This is a genomic window from Pedobacter sp. WC2423, from assembly GCF_040822065.1.
Lineage (GTDB): Bacteria > Bacteroidota > Bacteroidia > Sphingobacteriales > Sphingobacteriaceae > Pedobacter.
In genome coordinates, this window is sequence record NZ_CP162005.1 from 2,955,888 (window position 1) to 2,970,826 (window position 14,939).

Annotated in this window: 17 protein-coding genes; 2 read left to right on the forward strand and 15 right to left on the reverse strand. The window is 38.1% G+C overall.

Annotation, left to right across the window (positions count from 1 at the left end; genetic code table 11):
* Positions 1-7 precede the first annotated feature (7 nt).
* The 15 genes from AB3G38_RS12050 to AB3G38_RS12120 all read right to left on the reverse strand — a co-directional run bounded on the left by AB3G38_RS12050 (position 8) and on the right by AB3G38_RS12120 (position 12,330).
* Complete coding sequence (locus AB3G38_RS12050) at positions 8-340, reverse strand: 2Fe-2S iron-sulfur cluster-binding protein (protein ID WP_068395147.1); 333 nt, start codon at positions 338-340, stop codon at positions 8-10.
* Between the two features lie 39 nt (positions 341-379).
* Positions 380-1,144, reverse strand: coding sequence for a Rossmann-like and DUF2520 domain-containing protein (locus AB3G38_RS12055; protein WP_367868711.1), 765 nt, complete (start codon positions 1,142-1,144; stop codon positions 380-382).
* A 40-nt stretch (positions 1,145-1,184) separates the two neighbouring features.
* Positions 1,185-3,653, reverse strand: coding sequence for a heme lyase CcmF/NrfE family subunit (locus AB3G38_RS12060; protein ID WP_367868712.1), 2,469 nt, complete (start codon positions 3,651-3,653; stop codon positions 1,185-1,187).
* Between the two features lie 5 nt (positions 3,654-3,658).
* Complete coding sequence (locus AB3G38_RS12065) at positions 3,659-4,069, reverse strand: cytochrome c maturation protein CcmE (protein WP_183869486.1); 411 nt, start codon at positions 4,067-4,069, stop codon at positions 3,659-3,661.
* A 289-nt stretch (positions 4,070-4,358) separates the two neighbouring features.
* Complete coding sequence (gene msrA / locus AB3G38_RS12070; RefSeq protein WP_367868713.1) at positions 4,359-4,994, reverse strand: peptide-methionine (S)-S-oxide reductase MsrA; 636 nt, start codon at positions 4,992-4,994, stop codon at positions 4,359-4,361.
* Between the two features lie 168 nt (positions 4,995-5,162).
* Entirely contained in the window at positions 5,163-6,584 is a 1,422-nt protein-coding gene (locus tag AB3G38_RS12075; protein WP_367868714.1) for a Glu/Leu/Phe/Val dehydrogenase, read from the reverse strand.
* 164 nt (positions 6,585-6,748) lie between these two features.
* Entirely contained in the window at positions 6,749-6,955 is a 207-nt protein-coding gene (locus tag AB3G38_RS12080) for a CcmD family protein (protein ID WP_068395138.1), read from the reverse strand.
* 10 nt (positions 6,956-6,965) lie between these two features.
* Entirely contained in the window at positions 6,966-7,625 is a 660-nt protein-coding gene (gene ccsA, locus AB3G38_RS12085) for a cytochrome c biogenesis protein CcsA (protein WP_367868715.1), read from the reverse strand.
* 116 nt (positions 7,626-7,741) lie between these two features.
* Positions 7,742-8,401 carry a heme exporter protein CcmB gene (locus tag AB3G38_RS12090; protein ID WP_367868716.1) on the reverse strand — a complete coding sequence of 220 codons (660 nt, stop codon included), beginning with the start codon at positions 8,399-8,401 and terminating at the stop codon, positions 7,742-7,744.
* A gap of 113 nt (positions 8,402-8,514) precedes the next feature.
* Entirely contained in the window at positions 8,515-8,937 is a 423-nt protein-coding gene (locus AB3G38_RS12095) for a hypothetical protein (protein WP_367868717.1), read from the reverse strand.
* A 159-nt stretch (positions 8,938-9,096) separates the two neighbouring features.
* Complete coding sequence (locus AB3G38_RS12100) at positions 9,097-9,369, reverse strand: hypothetical protein (RefSeq protein ID WP_367868718.1); 273 nt, start codon at positions 9,367-9,369, stop codon at positions 9,097-9,099.
* Positions 9,370-9,428: 59 nt separating this feature from the next.
* Positions 9,429-9,764: a gliding motility protein GldC gene (gene gldC / locus AB3G38_RS12105; protein WP_068395129.1), complete on the reverse strand. Its 336-nt coding sequence runs from the start codon at positions 9,762-9,764 to the stop codon at positions 9,429-9,431.
* A 53-nt stretch (positions 9,765-9,817) separates the two neighbouring features.
* Entirely contained in the window at positions 9,818-10,087 is a 270-nt protein-coding gene (locus tag AB3G38_RS12110) for a hypothetical protein (RefSeq protein ID WP_367868719.1), read from the reverse strand.
* A gap of 2 nt (positions 10,088-10,089) precedes the next feature.
* Positions 10,090-11,427: a DEAD/DEAH box helicase gene (locus tag AB3G38_RS12115; RefSeq protein ID WP_367868720.1), complete on the reverse strand. Its 1,338-nt coding sequence runs from the start codon at positions 11,425-11,427 to the stop codon at positions 10,090-10,092.
* Positions 11,428-11,655: 228 nt separating this feature from the next.
* Positions 11,656-12,330, reverse strand: a complete 675-nt coding sequence (locus AB3G38_RS12120) for a GIY-YIG nuclease family protein (protein ID WP_367868721.1) — start codon at positions 12,328-12,330, stop codon at positions 11,656-11,658.
* Between the two features lie 145 nt (positions 12,331-12,475).
* Here AB3G38_RS12120 and AB3G38_RS12125 point away from each other — a divergent pair, with 145 nt between their 5' ends.
* Together AB3G38_RS12125 and AB3G38_RS12130 are read left to right on the forward strand one after the other, a co-directional pair.
* On the forward strand, positions 12,476-13,810 hold the full coding sequence (locus AB3G38_RS12125) for a dihydroorotase (RefSeq protein WP_367868722.1): 1,335 nt from the start codon (positions 12,476-12,478) through the stop codon (positions 13,808-13,810).
* The gene (locus AB3G38_RS12130; protein WP_367868723.1) at positions 13,811-14,911 is read left to right on the forward strand and encodes a DUF3810 domain-containing protein; all 1,101 of its coding nucleotides are present in this window, start codon (positions 13,811-13,813) and stop codon (positions 14,909-14,911) included.
* Positions 14,912-14,939 lie beyond the last annotated feature (28 nt).

A 14,939-nucleotide genomic window follows, 5' to 3' on the forward strand; every position in this document is an offset into this window, starting at 1 on the left:
TAATTATTTAATGGCCTAAAAATTCTGATTGGTTAGGGATAGTCACTTCGATATTTCCGTTGATCACTATACACTGACAACCTAATCTGGAAGAGATTTTCGGACTTACTGCCCTGTCAATGAAGTCTTCTTCTTTGTCAGATATTTCCTGAATGTTATCCATTCCCTTAGTCACGTATACATGACAGGTACTGCAACCGCAAACACCGCCGCAGTTATGTTGTAAATCTATTCCATTATCCAAACAGACTTCCAGCACTGATTCTCCACCTGCAATTGGTAACTGAATTTGTGCTTTACCCTTTTCTTCAAAATTGACTGTTAATTGATAAATATTCATAATTGTTCTCAAAAATAAGCAGCAAAAACCGCAATCTTGTTATAGATCAGTTTTTTTAATGCTATTACTTAACGTTTGGTAGATTTTCTGTAATCCGGGTGTTCCGCTCAGCAAATCAAGGTGTCTTTTTATAGTTTCCTGGTCATTACGGATAGCCGGACCAGTTTGTGCCTCATTTGGTGCCGATGACTGCACTTTTTCGGCAGTCTCCAGGATGAGTGGTTTTAATAAATCGAAGTTCAGCTGATGCTGTTCCAGTAATTCGCTGCTCAGCTGATAAAGATGATTGCTGAAATTAGAAGCAAAAACAGCTGCAACATGCAGAATACTCCGTTGCTGTGAGGTGACTACGGAAACCTTTGAGCTTAATAACTGAGCGATTATTTTAATCTTCTCCAGTGTCTCTTCCCGGTCTGCCTCAATACATAAGGGTACACGGGTCATATCTACTGCTTTGGATTTAGAGAAAGTTTGCAAGGGATATAACACGCCGTAACCACTCTTTACTACGGAAAGCACACTCATTGGTGTAGCGCCCGAGGTATGGACAACAATGCCCTTTACATCTTTCAGATGAGCAGCAACTGATGCAATTGCACTATCTTTTACTGCAATCACATAACAATCAGCAGAACGATCCAGATCGTTCCAGTTGCTGATTGGCGTTGCTTTTGTTAAAGCGGCAAGGATTTCTGCATTTCTGCTATCCTGACTCCAGATCTGAACAATGTCAGCTCCAATCGCTTTGAAAGCGATTGCGAGATGTGTAGCCACATTTCCCGAGCCTATACAAACAATATTCATGGAGAGTCAGTTTAAATTTCCCTGGTAAAAATACTTTTAATTAAACTGACTTAATCTCTTTTTGTCTTCTGATAATAGAAATTATAAATCCAATTACCATTACAATTAAACCCACCCAATATAAATTGATATAAGGGAATTCGATAGATTTAAACACAACCCAGTCTTTAGATTGCTGTGGTTTTTCAAATACTTGTAATTCCACTTTTTTCTGATCAGGAAGTATTTTCGTAAATCTCAGTCTTAAGCCCAGCTCAGGAATATTACGTGCAAAATCGAATGTGTTATTTCCTTTGACTAAGAATATCGGCTCAGTCTTATAAATCTTACCATTCAGGTTGATTTCCAGCGGAAGACCTACTGCAATATCTCCTTCTGCTAAAGCCAGGCTTTTCGCTGTTGGTTTAAAGTTAAGGTCTTTTACAGTGATAATACCACTGCTGGTATGTAAGGTGTCACCTGTACTTACGGTAACTACTCTTGGTTTTTTATAATTCTGTTCATCACTTTGTGCATCGCTATCTGCATGTGCATCCTTTTTATCAGGAGCGCTGGTAATATGCGTATAGACATCATAAGTCAGATAATGTTTAGTATCCGGAGAAGCAATCAGCCCCATTTTCTCATTGATCTGAACACGTGGGTTCAGGTTAAAATCTTCTTTAAGCTTACCTGTTTTCTCATCAATCACTTTAAAGTTCAGTGTATAATAAGTATTAGGTGCTATCGTAGTATCATTTGTATAAGTTACTGTAAAACGCCCCATTTTCTTTGGCTCATTTTTATACAATACCATATTCTCACCTGGTTTTTCTACTTTTTCGAAGTCCTTTACCGGGATAAAGTTTGTTGCATTAATAGAAACAGGTTTACTTGTTGCCGCAGCTACCAGTGCTCCTACTAATAATAAAGCAAATCCAATATGCGCAACCGCTGCTCCTACCAATTTACCTTTACCACTGAATCCCTGAGTAAGCACACGTGCATTAGATAAAATAGCAAACATACAACTGAACGAAAGCAAGATATAGATCAGGTTATTGTATACGTTAGTGATATAAACAAACCCTGCTGTAACTACAATAGCAATAACTAGTGTAGCAACCAGACTACTATAGAATTTACGGGTATCAGTACGTTTATATTTTAAGAATTGAGAGAAACCAGATATCATGGTAATCAGGATAGCAAACGGGGCCTGCCATTGATTGTAATATTTGATAGCATCAATTGGTGGTGCAAAATTAGTTCCGAAAGCTTTATTGAATACAGGAACAGAGGTAGAGAAAATAACCTGGATACAGGCAACAGTTACGACAAGCGCACCGATAAACATCCAGAATTCTCTTGAATAAGTTTCTTCGTCTTTATTGGTAATAGGCAATTCTTTCCAGCGTAAAACAATCAGGACTACCGGAATAGCCAGGAATACTACGTTGTAAAAAATAAGGTGACCAAACATTCCCAGATCTGTGAAAGAGTGTACTGATGTTTCTCCAAGAATACCACTTCTTGTTAAGAAAGAAGCATATAATACCAGGATAAAACTCACTAACACCAAGGCAATAGAAGTAAAGAAAGCGTGACCGGTATTTTTGAAAGCAATCATGACATGGACTGCACCAATTAAGGTTAACCATGGAATCAACGACGCATTTTCAACCGGATCCCATGCCCAGAAGCCACCAAAGTTCAGTGCTTCATAAGCCCAGAAAGATCCCATAATAATTCCTGTACCTAAAACCATTACAGCGAACAAAGCCCATGGCATAGCTGGTTTTACCCATTCTTTATATCTTTTTTGCCACAATCCAGTGATTACATAAGCAAAAGGAACAATCATACTCGCAAAACCAAGGAATAGTGTTGGCGGGTGAATAACCATCCAGTAGTTCTGTAAAAGTGGGTTTAACCCTCTTCCATCAGTAATAAATTTAAGATAGTTCTTATAGTTTTCAGCATCGGCAAATACTACCGGAGCCATATCTTTCAGGTTTACAGCATCTCTTAACAGGATAAAAGGAGAACTTCCGATACGTTCACCGAAAATCTGAACGCCTAATAACATAGATGTTAAAAATACCTGTGAGAAGGCAACAACGGTCAGTACCCCATTTTCCCAGGTTTTTGCTTTCCAGATTAGTATCGTTCCCAAAATAGCCTGCCAAAAGGCCCAAAGCCAGAAGCTACCTTCCTGCCCTTCCCAGAATGCAGAAACGATATAATATACAGGAAGTGTTTTTGAAGAGTGTGAATAAACGTAATAGTATTCGTTATAATGATTCAGGATCAAATAAAACAGTGTTGCCCCAATTCCAATTACACTCAAAAGATTAGTTAAAAATGCTATTCTTCCCAAACGTTGCCAGGATTTATCTGCAAGGTCTTTATTGCGGGTCGCAAAGAAATAAGAAATCGTTGAAAGTAGTGCAGCGGCAAACGCTAAAACAATAAAAAACTGCCCAACTTTGCCGGGGAGGAGGGTCTCTCCTGTGAATTGTATGTCCATTAAAATTATTTGTATCGTTTAACCTGTCCGTCCTGCTTTATCTCTACTAGGTCGTTATTATATTTAGAGGGGCATTTCATTAATATTTTAGAGGCGTAGAAAGTACCTTTATTCATCTTACCGATCAATACAAGCTTTTCAGAACGTTCAAAGTCTTGTGGTTTAGTCCCACTGTAAATAACTTTCTCAATATCACCTTTTTCATCTTTCATATAGAAAGAGAAATGGTTAGCATCTTTTAAGGCATCATAATAAGTTCCCTTTTCTTTTGCCCAGTGGCCCATTACGTGAAACTCTCTGGAGTCTTTAGCAGCTTCTGTAAAGGTCGAATAGTTGCTGGTATCAGCATTTAAGCTGACCAGAAAACAGACACAGATAGCAATGGTAATTAAGCCAATAATTGCACTTTTTTTCATGAGAATATATCTTTTTTTGTCAAAATTGATGTTTGCAGCTATATATTATATACTGGCTGCCTTTTCATGGTTAAAACATAAACTGGCTCCGCCAATTTAAACAGGACATATAGCTTGCTTACACGAGCCTCCTTACCTAACCCATTAAAAGAGTACACAAAGATAAAAAATATAAGTACCTAATGTCCCTTACACAGCGGCTAATGCTTTAGATGACAAAATATTGATAGTCGGCTGACAAATAAACGACATTATAGGTGGAAAAGTAATTGGATTAGCAGCAGCATGACTACTTAAGACACTCTTTTTTAACCAATTGCGGCAGTTGTTTTCTCACATGCATTACTTTTGGTTTAGAAACACTTCTGATATAAGGATCCCACAAATTACGCTCATAATAATCCTGATGTGAGCTTTCTGCCGGATAAAATACCTGAAATGGTTCCAGTTCTGTAACAAAACTACCGGGATAGTATTTAGCGGCCTCCATGTCTGCCATAACTTTGGCAATTGTCTTTCTTTCTTCAGGACTGCGATAAAAAGCAATCGAGCGGTAATCATTTCCAACATCAGGCCCCTGTCTGTTTAATTCAGTAGGGTCATGGGCAAAGAAAAAAGCATGCAGGAGTTGTCTATAAGAAATCACTTCCGGATTGTAATAAACCTGAACTGATTCAGCATGACCAGTATTCTTACTCAAAACATCTTCGTAAGTGGGATTTGCAGTACTTCCACCGGCATAACCACTGATGACTGTATTTACTCCTTTCAACTGGATCATACTTTCCTGCATCGCCCAGAAGCACCCCCCTGCAAAAGTGGCTACGGCTTCATTTGATTTACGCATGGGTAAAACGGCAAATCCGTTATTACTTGCTATTTGCTGTTTTCTGTCTGAACAGGAAACAAATAATAAACTGATCATTAATAGAAATATGCCTGTTTTCATCACTGGATGACCATATGAATCATTCCTCCATACCAATATACGAAAACCCGGCTGTGCAGATTTCAATCAGAATGTCATATTGACCCTAAACAAAAAATCCGCAACGTTTTAGACGTTGCGGATCTGATATAATTTAGCAGAGGCTTATGGCCAGATACCTAAGTTCATATAAGAAACAGCAATTTTGTCGATTGAACCAACAAAAGCAGCAGTTCTTAAAGTCTGAATACCAGGTTTAGTCAAAAGAGTCTCTCTGATTTCATGATAAGAATGAATCATTGTATCTTCTAATCCTGAATTTACTAATTCCAATTCAGAAGCACCTTTAACAATCATTAAGCGGTGTTCAGCAGGGATACTCTGACCTGTTAAGCTTTCCAGTGTATTGATCAGGTTAGCATTTGAGTTTTCTGCATAACGTTTTTCCATACGGCCAAAAGCTACGTGAGAAAGGTTTTTCAACCACTCAAAGTAAGAAACAGTTACACCACCTGCGTTACAGTACATATCAGGAATGATAATACCACCCATTTCAGTGAAGATTTCTTCAGCTTCAGGGGTACACGGTCCGTTTGCACCTTCAGCGATAATTTTCGCTTTGATGTTTCTGATATTTTCTGCTGTGATTTGATTTTCCAATGCCGCAGGAACAAGGATATCACATGGCTGCTCTAATCCTTCCATAGAATTTTTAAATTCTTTGGCTCCCGGGAAACCCAGGATTGAACCTGTTAATTTACGATGTGCGAACACTTCATCAACATTCAGTCCGTTCTCATTGTAAATAGCGCCTTCGAACTCGCAAAGACCAACAATCGTAGCACCAAATTCAGTAAGGAATTTTGCAGAGTGGTATCCTACGTTTCCTAATCCCTGAACGATAACTCTTTTGTCATCCAAACCAGCTTTAAGACCGATCTTATGCATGTCTTCTGTTACTCTTACACATTCTCTTACTGCATAAGCAACACCACGGCCTGTAGCTTCTTTACGTCCGCGGATACCATGTAAAGCAATTGGCTTACCGGTAACACAACCTAATGCATCCAGCTGACCTGGGTTCATTGTCATATATGTATCAGCAATCCAGCTCATTTCGCGTTCTCCGGATCCATAATCAGGAGCAGGAACGTCAATACCAGGACCGATGAAATTCTTTTTAATTAATTCTGTAGTATAACGACGGGTGATATTTTCCAATTCACCTGTTGTATAGTTTTTTGGCGTAATTTTAATTCCACCTTTTGCACCACCAAAAGGAACATTTACGATTGCACACTTATAAGTCATTAGTGCTGCTAATGCCATTACCTCATCTTCATTAACCATTTCACTGTAACGAATCCCTCCTTTGGTAGGACTCATGTGGTGAGAGTGTTCAACACGCCATGCATCAATTACTTCGAATCCATTTCCTCTGCGGATTGGAAACTGGAAACGATAAACACTGTTACAAGCTTTAATTTGAGAAAGTAAACCCTCTGGGTGACCGGTGAATTGTGCTGCGTTATCAAAGTTTTTACAGACATCTGTAAAAAAATTTGTCTCGTTTGCTGTAGTAGCCATTATTTGATTTTTATGAATTTGAATTATGTTCTTATTCTTATAGCTGCAAAATTGCACTAAAAAAAACGATTAATACAAATTAATAATTGCTTAGTGTAAGGGAAACACCTCCTTGAAAACCACTCAAAAACCTGTGTTAAAGGCCTTAAAAATAATTTTTTTCCTTAAGATTTTTTTTCTAGTTTTTTTAATCTGCGATCAATTGAGAACAGAAAAAAGATCAGTCCCAGTAAAATAACTGCCACGCACACAACAACCACGTAAATTTTTTCTGATCCTGCAAGGGTATCAGTGATCGCAGAAGTCTGATCCTGTGCAAAAAGCTGCAGCGTAACCATTAACATCAGAACTGTAGTAATAAGTTTTTTCATCAGATTATATTTATACTGTTTTGTTTTTCTCTATAGCAGATACCCTGAAAAGCAGGGTATATATCCAGTAACCAATTAATATCCAGCCTAAACAAGCAGGATAGAAAACCATTCTCATATGGCTGTCAAGATCATAGGCATTAAATCCGGGATTACCTCCGTTGCCCGGGTGCAGTGAATCTGATAATCTAGGTAATACAAAAAGTAAAACCACCATCATCGGAAAGGCAAAAATATTATAGATTGCAGCAATTTTAGCTCTTTTCTGATCTTCATCAATTGCATTTCTCAGTACCAGATAAGCAAAATACAATAAGAGTGCAATCGCAGCAAAGTTCTGTTTCACATCAAAACTCCAGGCTTGTCCCCAGGTAAATTTAGCCCAGATAGCGCCGGTAATAATTCCAAGTATGCCAAACAATACACCAGCATTTACACTCTGCACTGCTTTCATATCATGCTCCTCGTTATTATTGCTCAGATATTTTATGCTGTGAAAGACAGAAACACTAAAAAGAATAATCATACTAAACCACATCGGAACGTGGAAGTATAAGTTTCTGATAGTTTGATGCAATATAGGTAAAGCAGGAACTGACGCCAGGAAGCCGGCTATTGTAGAATAAACTACCAATACTGCTCCTAAAATTTTCCACCAGGATTTATACATTTATTTCAGATTTAAGGTCGCTTGTTAAACCAATCGCAATCAGCTTAATTTTGCGAGTTCAAAGGTAACAAAGCTTTATATATTTTAGTTAATTTTTTAAATGCACCACAAGCTGCCTAGTCCCTCCACAAGTATGGGAACAACATCAGTGAAAACACGGCTACCAATACATTGATAATCAACAGAATTCCTATTTCATCCAGACTCACGCTCCTGTCCAGCCCGTCAATTGCATTCTTACTCAGCTTAATCAGGACAGTAATTACTGGTATAATTACAGGAAAACTTAAAATTGCCATTAGCATTCCCCCATTACCAGCTTTCGAAGCTATTGCTGAAATCATAGTAAAGATGGTCGAAAAACTCAGACTGCCCAGAACAGTAGCAACCAGATAAAGGCCCATGTCCTCTGGTACATAGTCAAATACCAGGGTATAAAAACCTAAAGCAATCAAAGTGAGCAGCAACATCAAAAAGATATTGTAAATCGTTTTGGATATGATCAATGCCAGCGGACTTGCAATCGTATAAATATACAATTGCCTCCCCTTGCTTTCCTGAAGAAAACTCTTGGAAACCGCATTGATAGAAGCGAATAACATAATGATCCAGAATAAAGCATTCCAGGTTATCCCTCTTAAGGAAACGAAAGAAAGAAAACAGACAAATACAGTAGATACGACATAAAGTACTACCCCATTCAACGCATACTTTGAGCGCCACTCGAGCAACAATTCTTTCCCAATTAAATACTTAACTTCTTTTATCAACTGCATTCCGGCACAAATATAATTTTATGTATTGTTTTTTTACCGAAGCAGGGTCATTTCACCTTCAAATATCGATTATATTGTACTTCTATGATAAAAGAGCAGATATAAAGCCGCAATTACACTTCTGAAAGCGGAACTTCCGGTATTTGCTGAATAACAATAACCTTCTTTCTAACCGTAATCAAAGGTAATACTCCAGCCAAAATCACGAACCAGCCCCACTTATATTTTACCATACCCGAAGCCAGGTTGATTAACTTTTTGAAATGTATAAAACTGAAATAGTCATGGGACTTGAACCATACAGCTGACAGGGTCAGAATAACCATTACGACCGCTGCCCATCCACAGCCTCTTAATAAACCTGTTTTATTTAGAAAAGCTCCTAAAAAAGCCAATACAACAATTACATAAAAAATAGTTCCCAAAGACTGATCTATTCCGAAATAGTTCCAGTTTCCAATAATAGGCACATGTACCAAAGGGCACATCCCTCCTGCAGCAAGTAATAAGGCACCAATTACACCTTGAATCTTCATAAAAAAAGCATATTTTAAATAAACAGTTACAAAAGTATCATCTATTTACTGAATAAAACTAAGATCTTATAAAAATACTCTCCCTGAAAAGAATATTCAGTTCAAAACCAGCAAAAGCTCCGGTCAGAGTTTTTGCTGGTTATAAAAGGCAGAAACCTTCTATCTTGATTTTAGTGTTTTGAGGTTTTTGTCAATATCCACATATCTATTTACTCCATCAATTTTAACGATTTCCTCTATTACAAAATCCAGTTTTTTGTGTACATTTTCAAAGTTAAACTGTATCAGATCAAATTTACCATCCGCTTCATCAAGCCTGGCTTCAACTAGATCAAGTCTCGCCTCAATCTGATCCCGCCTCACTTCAACCCCTCCAAATTCCAGTACAAGTATGGCTACGATAAAAAAGAGAAAGGCCATGTTTGCTGACATTGGCCACCTTTTCAGGCGGGCGCCGACAACAAACATGGCCTTTCTCTTTTTATAAATTCTTACTTTCCCGGATCAATCCCCATTTTATCCGCAAAATGCGCACAATAATCTCTTAAATCCTCGATAATCAGAGTTTCACCAGTTGCCTTTAAGAAACTATCACCCATCGTCTGCAAAGTCTCATAAAAGAACCTTTTCATCTCATCTACAGGCATATCCTTAGTCCATAGATCTATACGCATTGAATTTTTATAATTGTGATCCCAAAGCGCTAACATCATAGATTTCACAGGAACTTTTTCCTGTGTTTCCGCATCCGTAGATTCCCACATTAAATTCTCAGGGACGTTATTATCATCAAGCTCAACCGTTATCTTAATTTCTGCTGTTTTCATTACAATGTAATTGTTGTTTTTCGTTTTCTATTAATTCAAACCTCTGCCAAATATTATCCTAAACTAACCCTTAGAATAACCATCAATACCACAGTGAAAATGATCAAAGCACACTCCACTATCCATAATTTGCCTAGCAAAGGTATAAACTTCCGGAAAATCAGATCTGAAATGAAAGCAATAATTGCAGTTAAAATACAAAGACCTGTTAATAATCCATTCATCCCCTTTTGTACAGGAAGCTGTTTATCCGGGCTAAAGAAAAGCAATAATGCAAATACAATACAGCCCGAGCTGACAATATTTAAAGGCGTTAATTTCAAGACTAAGTTTTTTTGAATTTTCTTTTCTTCCAGGCCGGAGTTTTATCCATCTTTTTCTTCGCAGAAGCCGCAGCGGCTGCAGCAATTGCAGCAGCATGTTTCTTCTCATGGAAAGCTCCTTTGAAATCCGGATCATCTTTCCTTTTCTGATTATCGATTTCTCTGGCAATATACTGACGCTCCTCATAAGGAGTTTCCTCTACAAAAACCTCTTTTGGAAGCTCAAGAACCGGAATAGTCTGACGCATCAGTTTCTCAATCTTTTTAACATAATACAGCTCTGCTTCCGTACAAAAAGTAAGTGCATCTCCTTTCGCATAAGCTCTTCCGGTACGGCCAATACGGTGAACATAATCCTCAATAATAATTGGGACATCAAAGTTGATCACATGACTAACCTCAGCTACATCAATTCCCCGGGAAGCAACATCTGTAGCTACCAGCACACGAATATTTCCCTCTTTAAAACTATTGATTGAATTAATTCTCGTATTCTGCCCCTTATTTGCATGGATTACTCTTACCTCCGCAGCGCCATATCTGCGTTCAATAAAACTGAAAATATTATCAGCCACAGTTTTAGTCTTACAAAAGATAATCAGACGCTTAAAATCTATCTCATTCTTTAGTAAATGCTGTAAAAGATTAATTTTAGTCTTGAAATTCGGAACCTCATATAACCCCTGCGTAACTGTTTGTGCAGGAGTAGCCTGCTGACCAACCTCAATAATCGTTGGGTTTTTCAGGAAATCACCAGCAATTTTATGAACAAGATCGCTCATGGTAGCCGAGAAAAGTAAATTCTGTCTTTTACGCGGTACCACTTCCAGAATCCTGTGAATAGAGCCAATAAAACCCATATCCATCATTTTATCCGCCTCATCCAATACCAGGAATTTCAGGTATTGTGTATTAATATGTCCGGCAAGATAAATATCAAGGAAGCGGCCGGGAGTAGCAATAATAATATCTACACCAGCTTTTACCTGTTCTATCTGCGTTTTCGGCCCTATTCCCCCGAAAACAACTACGGAACGTAAATCTGTATATTTTGAAAATATTTTGACATGCTCAGCAATCTGCATCGCTAATTCGCGCGTTGGTGCCAGAATTAAAGCGCGTGCAGCATCTCCCTGAGCATATTTAAGCTGCATTAATATAGGCAGCACATAAGCTGCCGTTTTTCCTGTTCCAGTCTCGGCAATCCCAAAAATATCTTGTCCCGATAAAACCGGTGCGATTGCTTTTTCTTGTATTGGAGTAGCAACCGTAAACCCTGCATCAGCAACAGCATTTAAAATCTGTCTGTTAAGGTTGAACTCTTCGAATGTTTTTGGCATTTTGCAAATATAATATAATTAATAGGAAGCTAATTAAGCGCTTCTTTAAATGTTATTTTATGGATAAAGGGGAAAAGAGAAATTGACACTAATTTCTCACGGAACAGCTTTTATTTTTTTAATGCGTTTCATTTCTAAAAGAAACACATTAAAAAAACTCAGCCAGAAGTTATTATCTATCTTAAAAACACGCAGACAGATCTTAAAAAACTATAAATTGAGAACAGCTTATGCTTCAACAGCAGCAGTCTGTACTCTTGCTTTTAAATTTTTGAATTGGTAATCAGGGATTAAATCTCTTTTTTCGTGTACCTGGGTAAATTCGAAAGATTCTTCAGTTTCCAAAGCTGTGATTGCATCTTTAGCTTTATTGTAAGAACATCTGAACAATTCACCTGAATCAGTTGCTTTTCCGCTTTTCTCTACCAGATAATTCACTTTGTTTTCACTCAGTTTTTGCTGAATCTTACGTTCGCTTCTTCCTTGTGTTGTCGTTCTTGCATCAAATAAAAGTACCCAGTCATCAAAACCTGCATATCTGGTCTTAGGCATATTTAAGCTTTTGATTCTGTCAATGATATTACTTGTAGAACCCACCTTAATCAAAGTTCCTTTTCTTGAACCGGCAATGTAAATAAAACCAGCTTCATGCTCTCTTAATAAAATTGCAATTTTACCTGTTTCACATTGTGGACATTGACCGCCGATAGTTTTGAAATTATGATTATCATCTTTAGTACAACCTACAGTATTGTATGCGAAGACTGTATTTGTCTCAGACATACGCTGCTTTAGCTCTTCTGTCATCCCCTCTCCTTGTGCGTCAAACAGCAAATCCGCTGGGATTTTGTGTTTTTTTATAAAGCTTTCCTGTGTCTTGGTTAATACGTGTTTAATAGTCATTTCCAAAATTAGTCATATTAATTGGTTTTAAATCAGTTAAGACCATAACTAGTATAAAAATAATCGTATATTTAACACTGCCTTTCAGTTTAGCAATTGTAATCATGCCTAAAAATATTGCTTCAAAATCCTTAGATTTGGCAATATGAACACCATCCTTATAAAAGCCGCAACGTTAGTTAATGAAGGAAAAATTTATGTTGCGGACGTATTTATCAAAGACGGATTAATTGAAGAAATCAGTCCGGTAATAAACAGATCAGCCGATCAGGAAATCAATGCAGAAGGGTTACACTTGTTACCTGGTATGATTGACGACCAGGTCCATTTCAGAGAACCCGGTTTAACCCACAAAGCAGATATCTTTACCGAAAGCATGGCGGCAGTTGCCGGAGGAATTACCTCTTTCATGGAAATGCCCAATACAGTCCCGAATACGCTTACGCAAAGTCTGTTAGCTGACAAATATCAGATTGCCTCAGAAATGTCACTGGCTAATTACTCCTTTTTTATGGGTGCTTCTAATGACAACATTGAAGAAGTTCTGAAAACTGATCCGGCACAAGTATGTGGTATTAAAGTATTTATGGGTTCTTCTACCGGAAATATGCTGGTTGATAATGAACAGGTACTGGATAATATTTTCAGAGAAGCCCCAATACTGGTTGCCACACACTGTGAAGATGAACTGACGATCAGAACCAACATGGCTGCTTTCAAAGAAAAATACGGAGAAAACATTACTATAGATATGCATCCGCTGATCCGCAACGATGAAGCTTGTTACATTTCCTCATCACTTGCCGTTTCACTTGCTAAAAAACACAATACCCGATTACATATTCTACATATCTCTACTGCAAAAGAAATCGCATTATTCGATGCAATTACTCCTTTAAAGGATAAAAGAATTACTGCCGAAGCCTGCGTTCACCACCTCTGGTTCAGCGACCAGGATTATGCGACCAAAGGTAACCTGATTAAATGGAATCCTGCTGTTAAAACAGCAGCAGACCGTGATGCCATTCTGAAAGGTGTATTAGATGGCCATATCGATGTGATTGCTACCGATCACGCCCCGCATACCATTGAAGAAAAAGCACAAACTTATCTGAAAGCCCCTGCGGGCGGACCACTCGTACAACATGCACTTTCTGCACTGCTGGAAATGTATCATCAGGGAAAGATCACGCTTGAAAAAATAGTAGAGAAAACAGCACACAACGTAGCCACCTGCTTTCAGATTGACAGAAGAGGATTTATCAGAGAAGGTTACTGGGCCGATTTAGTATTAGTTGCACTCCATGATCCTGTTAAAGTAACTCAAGCTAATATTTTATATAAATGCGGCTGGTCTCCTTTTGAAGGACAAACTTTCAAAGCTGATATTACCCATACTTTTATCTCTGGGAATCTGGCTTACCAAAAAGGAAAGTTCATGACCAATGAAACTGGAAAACGATTAACTTTCAACAGATAAATGAATTCTGCGATCAAGTCAAAAGTACGCCGTCTGGTTATATTAAGTACTATTGCTTTACTGATTTTCCTTCTGGGACTTAACAGTCAACTGACAGAAACCATTTATTCCAGCGGTCTTTATCCACTGGTCTCGGTCGCTCAGCGCTTCATCAGCTCACCGTTTCCTTTTGCGGTGGGCGATTTTCTGTACCTGATTTTAATTCTTTACTGCCTGTGGTCGGTCTTTAAAGCGATTAGAAAAATAAAACGCAGGAGACCGGAACAGCAGTTGCAATTTTTCTTCCCATTACAACTGGCTAACTTTACACTGATCTTATATATAGTCTTTAAACTGCTTTGGGGTCTGAATTATTCCAGACCTTCCATTTCCAGACAATTAGGACTTAGTAATCAAAAATATACCACAAAAGATCTTGTTCAATTAGGTGATTTCCTGATTAACCGGGTCAATACCACTAAACAAAAAATACAGCAGACCGGTGTCCAGAGGGGATTCAATATTAAAGAGCTGGAAAGCGGCTCTAAATCTGCTTATGATAAATTAGCGAAAACCAATTCCCTGTTTACTTACAGCGTGCCGGCTGTTAAAGCGGTAATTCTGGAACAGACCATTACCAAATCGGGCATAGAAGGCTATTATGCTCCTCCGTCGGGCGAAGCTAATGTCAACATGCTTATTCCCGCCATAGATTTACCCTTTATCACCTGTCACGAAATCTCGCACCAACTTGGCGTAGCACGCGAAGACGAAGCTAATCTTGCAGGTTACCTCGTCAGCACAGGTAGTTCAGATCTTAATTTTCAATATTCCGGTTATTATAATATCCTTCGGAACGTTCTTTTCGAGATCAGAATTAAATCACCCGAAGATTATGAAGACCTCTTTAAAAAAATAAATAAAGCTACACTGGCAGATTTTAAGAACGAACAGGAATTCTGGAGAAAGTACAATTCTGAAATGTCAGGGTACTTCGGTGTGGCATTCGATAAATTCCTCAAAATCAATAACCAGAAAAAAGGAACTGACAGTTACCAGGATATTGTTTTATGGGTATTTAATCTGCATAAAAAGGAAATGCATAAAACATTACAGCCCTAATACATTTAAAATCTTAAATTTGCCGTGA

Coding starts and splice junctions, on each gene's coding strand:
- AB3G38_RS12050 (WP_068395147.1), bottom strand. CDS start 340: ATGAATATTTATCAATTAACAGTCAATTTTGAAGAAAAGGGTAAAGCA.
- AB3G38_RS12055 (WP_367868711.1), bottom strand. CDS start 1,144: ATGAATATTGTTTGTATAGGCTCGGGAAATGTGGCTACACATCTCGCA.
- AB3G38_RS12060 (WP_367868712.1), bottom strand. CDS start 3,653: ATGGACATACAATTCACAGGAGAGACCCTCCTCCCCGGCAAAGTTGGG.
- AB3G38_RS12065 (WP_183869486.1), bottom strand. CDS start 4,069: ATGAAAAAAAGTGCAATTATTGGCTTAATTACCATTGCTATCTGTGTC.
- msrA (WP_367868713.1), bottom strand. CDS start 4,994: ATGATCAGTTTATTATTTGTTTCCTGTTCAGACAGAAAACAGCAAATA.
- AB3G38_RS12075 (WP_367868714.1), bottom strand. CDS start 6,584: ATGGCTACTACAGCAAACGAGACAAATTTTTTTACAGATGTCTGTAAA.
- AB3G38_RS12080 (WP_068395138.1), bottom strand. CDS start 6,955: ATGAAAAAACTTATTACTACAGTTCTGATGTTAATGGTTACGCTGCAG.
- ccsA (WP_367868715.1), bottom strand. CDS start 7,625: ATGTATAAATCCTGGTGGAAAATTTTAGGAGCAGTATTGGTAGTTTAT.
- AB3G38_RS12090 (WP_367868716.1), bottom strand. CDS start 8,401: ATGCAGTTGATAAAAGAAGTTAAGTATTTAATTGGGAAAGAATTGTTG.
- AB3G38_RS12095 (WP_367868717.1), bottom strand. CDS start 8,937: ATGAAGATTCAAGGTGTAATTGGTGCCTTATTACTTGCTGCAGGAGGG.
- AB3G38_RS12100 (WP_367868718.1), bottom strand. CDS start 9,369: ATGTCAGCAAACATGGCCTTTCTCTTTTTTATCGTAGCCATACTTGTA.
- gldC (WP_068395129.1), bottom strand. CDS start 9,764: ATGAAAACAGCAGAAATTAAGATAACGGTTGAGCTTGATGATAATAAC.
- AB3G38_RS12115 (WP_367868720.1), bottom strand. CDS start 11,427: ATGCCAAAAACATTCGAAGAGTTCAACCTTAACAGACAGATTTTAAAT.
- AB3G38_RS12120 (WP_367868721.1), bottom strand. CDS start 12,330: ATGACTATTAAACACGTATTAACCAAGACACAGGAAAGCTTTATAAAA.
- AB3G38_RS12125 (WP_367868722.1), top strand. CDS start 12,476: ATGAACACCATCCTTATAAAAGCCGCAACGTTAGTTAATGAAGGAAAA.
- AB3G38_RS12130 (WP_367868723.1), top strand. CDS start 13,811: ATGAATTCTGCGATCAAGTCAAAAGTACGCCGTCTGGTTATATTAAGT.